This is a genomic window from Bacteriovorax sp. DB6_IX, from assembly GCF_000447775.1.
GTDB lineage: Bacteria > Bdellovibrionota > Bacteriovoracia > Bacteriovoracales > Bacteriovoracaceae > Halobacteriovorax_A.
In genome coordinates this window covers 1-5,174 of the sequence record NZ_AUNJ01000223.1, presented here as the reverse complement: position 1 = coordinate 5,174, position 5,174 = coordinate 1, and the positions used below count along the sequence as shown (strand labels likewise).

General features: G+C 38.3%; 8 protein-coding genes. 5 read left to right on the top strand and 3 right to left on the bottom strand.

Translation table 11 applies throughout. From position 1 onward, the window contains the following. A partial coding sequence (locus M901_RS06620; RefSeq protein ID WP_198295357.1) for a M61 family metallopeptidase occupies positions 1–1,309 on the bottom strand: 1,309 nt, incomplete at its 3' end. A 144-nt stretch (positions 1,310–1,453) separates the two neighbouring features. On the opposite strand from M901_RS06620, the gene M901_RS06615 reads away from it, so the two are divergent. Genes M901_RS06615 through M901_RS17460 form a run of 5 tightly spaced genes read left to right on the top strand, consistent with a single transcriptional unit; the run spans position 1,454 to position 4,837 of the window. Then, entirely contained in the window at positions 1,454–1,873 is a 420-nt protein-coding gene (locus tag M901_RS06615) for an iron-sulfur cluster assembly accessory protein (RefSeq protein ID WP_021277408.1), read from the top strand. A 35-nt stretch (positions 1,874–1,908) separates the two neighbouring features. Beyond that, positions 1,909–2,706, top strand: coding sequence for a LysR family transcriptional regulator (locus tag M901_RS06610; RefSeq protein WP_021277403.1), 798 nt, complete (start codon positions 1,909–1,911; stop codon positions 2,704–2,706). Positions 2,707–2,711: 5 nt separating this feature from the next. After that, a complete protein-coding gene (locus M901_RS06605) occupies positions 2,712–3,638 on the top strand; it encodes a GNAT family N-acetyltransferase (RefSeq protein WP_021277406.1) in 927 nt (308 codons plus the stop codon). After that, positions 3,631–4,608, top strand: coding sequence for an MFS transporter (locus M901_RS06600; protein WP_157679885.1), 978 nt, complete (start codon positions 3,631–3,633; stop codon positions 4,606–4,608). The genes M901_RS06605 and M901_RS06600 overlap by 8 nt, the downstream gene beginning before the upstream one ends. Continuing rightward, the gene (locus M901_RS17460) at positions 4,538–4,837 is read left to right on the top strand and encodes a hypothetical protein (protein WP_157679883.1); all 300 of its coding nucleotides are present in this window, start codon (positions 4,538–4,540) and stop codon (positions 4,835–4,837) included. Before M901_RS06600 ends, M901_RS17460 begins: the two co-directional genes overlap by 71 nt. Here M901_RS17460 and M901_RS18190 read toward each other — a convergent pair. Together M901_RS18190 and M901_RS17985 are read right to left on the bottom strand one after the other, a co-directional pair. Continuing rightward, positions 4,834–4,965: a hypothetical protein gene (locus M901_RS18190; RefSeq protein ID WP_255345220.1), complete on the bottom strand. Its 132-nt coding sequence runs from the start codon at positions 4,963–4,965 to the stop codon at positions 4,834–4,836. The genes M901_RS17460 and M901_RS18190 overlap by 4 nt on opposite strands. After that, on the bottom strand, positions 4,965–5,174 hold a 210-nt coding region (locus M901_RS17985), incomplete at its 5' end, for a hypothetical protein (protein ID WP_232422514.1). The genes M901_RS18190 and M901_RS17985, both read right to left, overlap by 1 nt.

Genomic DNA, 5,174 nt, shown 5'->3' with positions numbered 1-5,174 from the left:
CAGTAATCTCTCTCCCCACAAGATCATTTAAAAGATTAAAGACCTCATCTTCTGTAACACCAACTTCTGGTTTGTCGAGATACCTCTGCCAAAGGACCTTAACAAGATCAAGAACAGACTTATCTTTATCGGCCATTAGTATATTTAGGGCAAAGAAGACTAGCCCACCCTTTAAGTAGTAACTAATAGATGAGTTATTATGGTTTTCATCTGCACGATAGAGTTTAATCCAAGCATTGAAAGAGCTATCTTCCAAAGAATGAAACTTTCTTCCAGGGATTGAGAGGTAACGATTAATATTTGTTTTAATACAATCGAGGTAATCTTGCAGAGAATAGAAATCAGTTCTAAAGATAAAGAGCTGATCCATAAAGCTAGTTAATCCCTCTGTTAGCCAATGCATTTTTGTCAAGGCCTCTTTTGTATAATCAAATGGACCTAGCTCAACCGGACGAATTCTCTTCACATTCCAAAGGTGGAAGTACTCATGGGCCACAAGCTCAAGCCATTCGTTATAGCCCTTCTTATCTGTTAATGAGTAAGAACAAAATTGTAGAGCAGTTGAGTTTAAGTGCTCCAAACCTCCAAATAAACCAGGGGCCAAATGGGTCATAAAGCAATATTTCTCGTAAGGCATTCCCCCCATAGTCTTTTGAATATGGTCGACAACTTTTTTAATATCTTCTTTCATCTTATGCTCATGAAGAGTTGAGCTACCGTAGAAGGCCAGCTCATGTGGAATCCCATCAATCATAAACCCATCTGTCTCATGACAACCAATTTCAAGAGGAGCATCGATAAATGTATCGTAATCCTCTGCCGTATAGAGGAATTGATCTCTCTTTGGAGAAATGTCTTTTAGCCCAGTCGATATTTTTGACCACAGAGGATTGATAATAACCTCCAGTGTAGGATCTTTAATTTGCTTATCGAGAATTCCCATAAAGATACTCGGCCCATGAATAAAAGCATGAGAGCGATCAATATGAGATGTTCTCACAGTCAGCTCGTGACAATAGATTTCATATTCAACCTGAAATGATTGGTCATCTTTATTGACCACATCACTCTTGTCCCAATCAATAAGCCAGATTCCGCGATCAATTTGTTCTGTATAAAGTCTCTCCCCTTTTGAGTTTTCTACTTTTAGCCAACGAATATTTCTCCCATACTCACGCATAAGATAAGAACCTGGAGACCAAGAGGGAATAAAGAGTTTTAGTTGAGAATCTTTAGCTTCTTTTTCACTTGTTAGTTTTACGTTGGCCAAGTGATTTTCAGGACTTGGGATAGATAATTTATATTGCACTTTCATTTCTTTTACTCCGCTAAAAAAAGTTCTTGTAAAGGTCTTCCGCCTTGGGTAGAAAATCAAAAAATTTGGAACAATATACACAATTTTACCACATATTCCTAATGGGGATCTGTCAGCATTTATTTTGGGGAAGATACAATGACGACGAGTGCCAATAGCTCACGAATTAATCGTAAAGACATCGTTTTGCCTACAGTAACATTCACTGAGGTGGCCCTAGAGCAACTAACTCTTATGTTAGAAAACGATTTTACTCTTTCTGGAAAGTACCTGAGAATCCTGATCTCTGGAAAAGGATGTGACGGATTTACTTACTCAGTAGGTTTCACAGATATTGAAGATGAAGATTTTTCAGTGCGTATCTCAAATGACGAGGCGCTAGAAGTAATTATTGACCCATTTGCTGCGTTTTATCTTGGTGACACAAGAGTTGATTATGTCCAAGATTTCCAGAACGACAGAGAAGGTTTTGTGGTTTATAATAAAGATCAGAAGAAGTATCACGGAAAGTTTTGGAGAGAGAATAAAGAGCTCGTTCCACCGATGGTACATCAGTAAACACACAAGACATTACATAAAAAGGAATCACGATAATGGACTATCGCTATGTGAAGGCCTTCATGCTTACAGCAAGGCACCTTAGTTTCTCTAAAGCAGCAGATATCCTTAAAATTGCCCAATCGGCAGTCAGCCGCCAAGTCAAGCTCCTAGAGGAGTCTCTTGGAGTTGAGCTAATTATCCGCTCGAGTAAGAAAGTTATTCTCACAGAAAAAGGTAAAGAGTTCTATGCCGCCTGTGAACACTTTGACAGATTAACTCATGATATTTTTGAAAAAGAAGATGACCGACCTCTAAAAGTTGGTATTCTCAATGGTCTTCTTAAGACATGGTTCAACCCTATTCTTATCAAATACTACAAGAAATATAATCGCAATATGCAAATTCAAATTGCCGACCAGCCGGAACTTCACCGCGGGATCGAACAAGGTAAATTTGATATCATTTTTTCAACTGAAAACTTTCAGTCTGAGCTTGTGAGCTCATTAAGACTCTTTGATGAGAAACTCGTTCTCATTAGCAAAGAAGAAGTGAATCGAAAGAAATTACATGATTATCGCTGGATTGTTTACTCAGAGGGAGACAATCTCTTTAAACTAAGTAAGAAGAGAAGCCCAAATACAATCGTTGTAGAATCTCTTTCTACAATTGTCACTTTGGTTAAAAATGGTGTTGGGATTGCCGTTGTCCCAGATCATGTCCTAAAAAAGACAGACTCTTTAATTGTTCAAGAGATATCATCTCTTAAGAGTCCAGGGATTTATATGACAACACTAAACTTTAAAAACCAACCACAATTTCTAAAAGAAATTCTCAGCGTTATTAAGAAGTAAACCTAATGGAAACGACTCTAAGAAAGACGAGACTAAGTTATAATGGGAAAGAGCTCGATATCGATTTCCCAGTCTATCATTTTAAGGATTACAAAATTCGCATGGCCGATGAAAGAGACCTTGAGCAAATTGCCAAGGTTAGTTATCCGGGCATGATGATAGATCTTAAGGATGAAAAATTTCTTAAGAAGATGGAGCAAGGTCTAGTCTTTAGCAAGGAGACTAATGGCTTCGTCTTTGTTGTCGTAGAAAATAAAGATGGTGAAATTGTTGGGAGATCCTATGTTAAAAGTTGGCATGTGGACTACTTTCAAAAGCCACGCTATTCACTGAGAAAGAACTCTGTTCTCTTAGTCGATGCCAGTCACTCATTTAATGGAAAGAAGATTCTAGAAATCGGAGGAGTTGTTGTTAAGCCAGAATATCAAGGTCAAGGTCTTGGTTCAGCGCTTCTCTATGTGAGACTTCAGCTCATTGATTATCTCAGAAATGATCTTCATCTGCCCCTCAACTCAATTATGATGACCAATATTGGACCATTCAGGGCCCAGGATAATTTTATCAATGTCGACTTCTCACAAAAACTTAAAAGTCGAATTGCTAAAGAAGTTGGTATTAAAGAACTTAGTTATGAAAAAGCCATGGAGTTAACAGAGCATGGTCGAGTGATTTCAATTGAAGATTTCTATCATGAACTTGAAGGGCTAGAAGTCTTAAGTATTCAAAATAAAGTTAAGGCCAAGGCACCTTATTACTTCGGTGCACCAAGAGAGGCCTCTTATCACGCCTATACAAATTCAAAACGCCTCTGTTTTGGAGAGCCAATACTCATTGAAAATGGCGTAAGTTACTCTTCACCATTTATCTTTAGAAAATCAGAGTGTATTCACTTCGACCACGGGGGAAGTTATTTCATCCACAACTTTGTCTAAAGAACAGCACCGAATTAATATTAAGAAGATATATACATTCTGTTTCTTTTGGATGTTCCTCGTTTTTGTTCCCGTTATGATTCCCTACTTTTCAAAGCTCAACTTCTCAATGAAGCAAATTTTTGAACTACAGGCAATCTTTGGAATTTCAATCGCTATTTTTGAAGTCCCTTCTGGCTATATTAGCGACATCGTTGGGAGAAAGAAGTCTCTGGTGATAGGCTCATTTCTTACGGCCCTAGGATTTAGCTGCTTGCTCTTTATGCAAAGCTACTTCCACTTTGTGATCTATGAAATAATCCTGGCCCTTGGGGCCAGCCTAGTCTCTGGTGCAGACCTCTCTCTTCTTTACGACTCTCTTGATGAGATCACTGATGATAGAAAAGAAAAAACGAAGGCGGTAGCCAATATTCAGATGTCCTATGTGGGCGCTGAGGCCGTGGCCGGAGTTATGGCCAGTGTCCTAATTCTTTTTTCTTTTAAACATGTTTTAACAGCTCAGGCCCTTGGAAGTTGGATTGCCTTTATTACAGCACTCTTAATCTATGAGCCGGCCTATAAGAAAATGGATAAGAATGCGCACAAGGAAAACTTTAAGAAGATTATTAAGCATATCTTTTTTAGTGAGAAACTCTTAAGACTTATTTTTATCAATCTGGTCCTGTGGAGTCTTTGTACATTTGTCGTCGTATGGATTTTCCAAAAATATTGGATGAGCTTAGGAATTGAATTAAGATACTTTGGTTATATCTGGGCCTTTTATAATATCTTTATTGGAATTGTTGGAAAGCAGGTGCATTGGCTAGAGCACAAGTTTGGGGCCACGCCAATTCTCATTGCAATCGCGATTTTTCCCCTTATCGGATTTTTCGGCATGTCACTTTCAACAGGCCTATTGGGTGGTCTTCTTAGGACTCTCATTCCAAGTCTGTCGTGGACTGACTCAAGTCATTCTTCGCGATGCTCTTAATTGGAGAATCCCAAGTGAGTTTAGGGCCACGGCCAACTCCCTCTCAAGTCTTTGTATGCGTGGGGCCTTTGGTGCCTTTGGACCATTAATTGGACTCTCTATTGATAGATTTGGTATACCTCTCACGCTACAGTATCTTGGTAGCTTCTTTATACTCATGACAGTCTTATTACTGATTCCACTGGTTTTTGAAGTTAAAAAGAATATCAAGAGAGAGATTCCTCACTAACCTCTTTCCATACTTGGTAAGACAAAGAAATCATAGAGATATCCGAAGAGAATCGTCATACTTAAACTTAAACCAAATTGCCAAATCGGTAAGAAGTTATGAATCGTAAAAGTCATAAACCCAAGCATTAAGACGAGGAAGAGACACATATAGGCATGAAGATAGAACGAGATTTCTCCTCGACTGTTAATTTCAAAATATCCCCATATATAACATGAAGTGTGGAATCAACAATCAATCCAAATGAGATACTAAATGTCATAATAGTAGCTAAATTAAGAGAGAGATCGAAGATGACAAAGAAAGATAACGTACACAGAGGTGGCGCAATATTAAT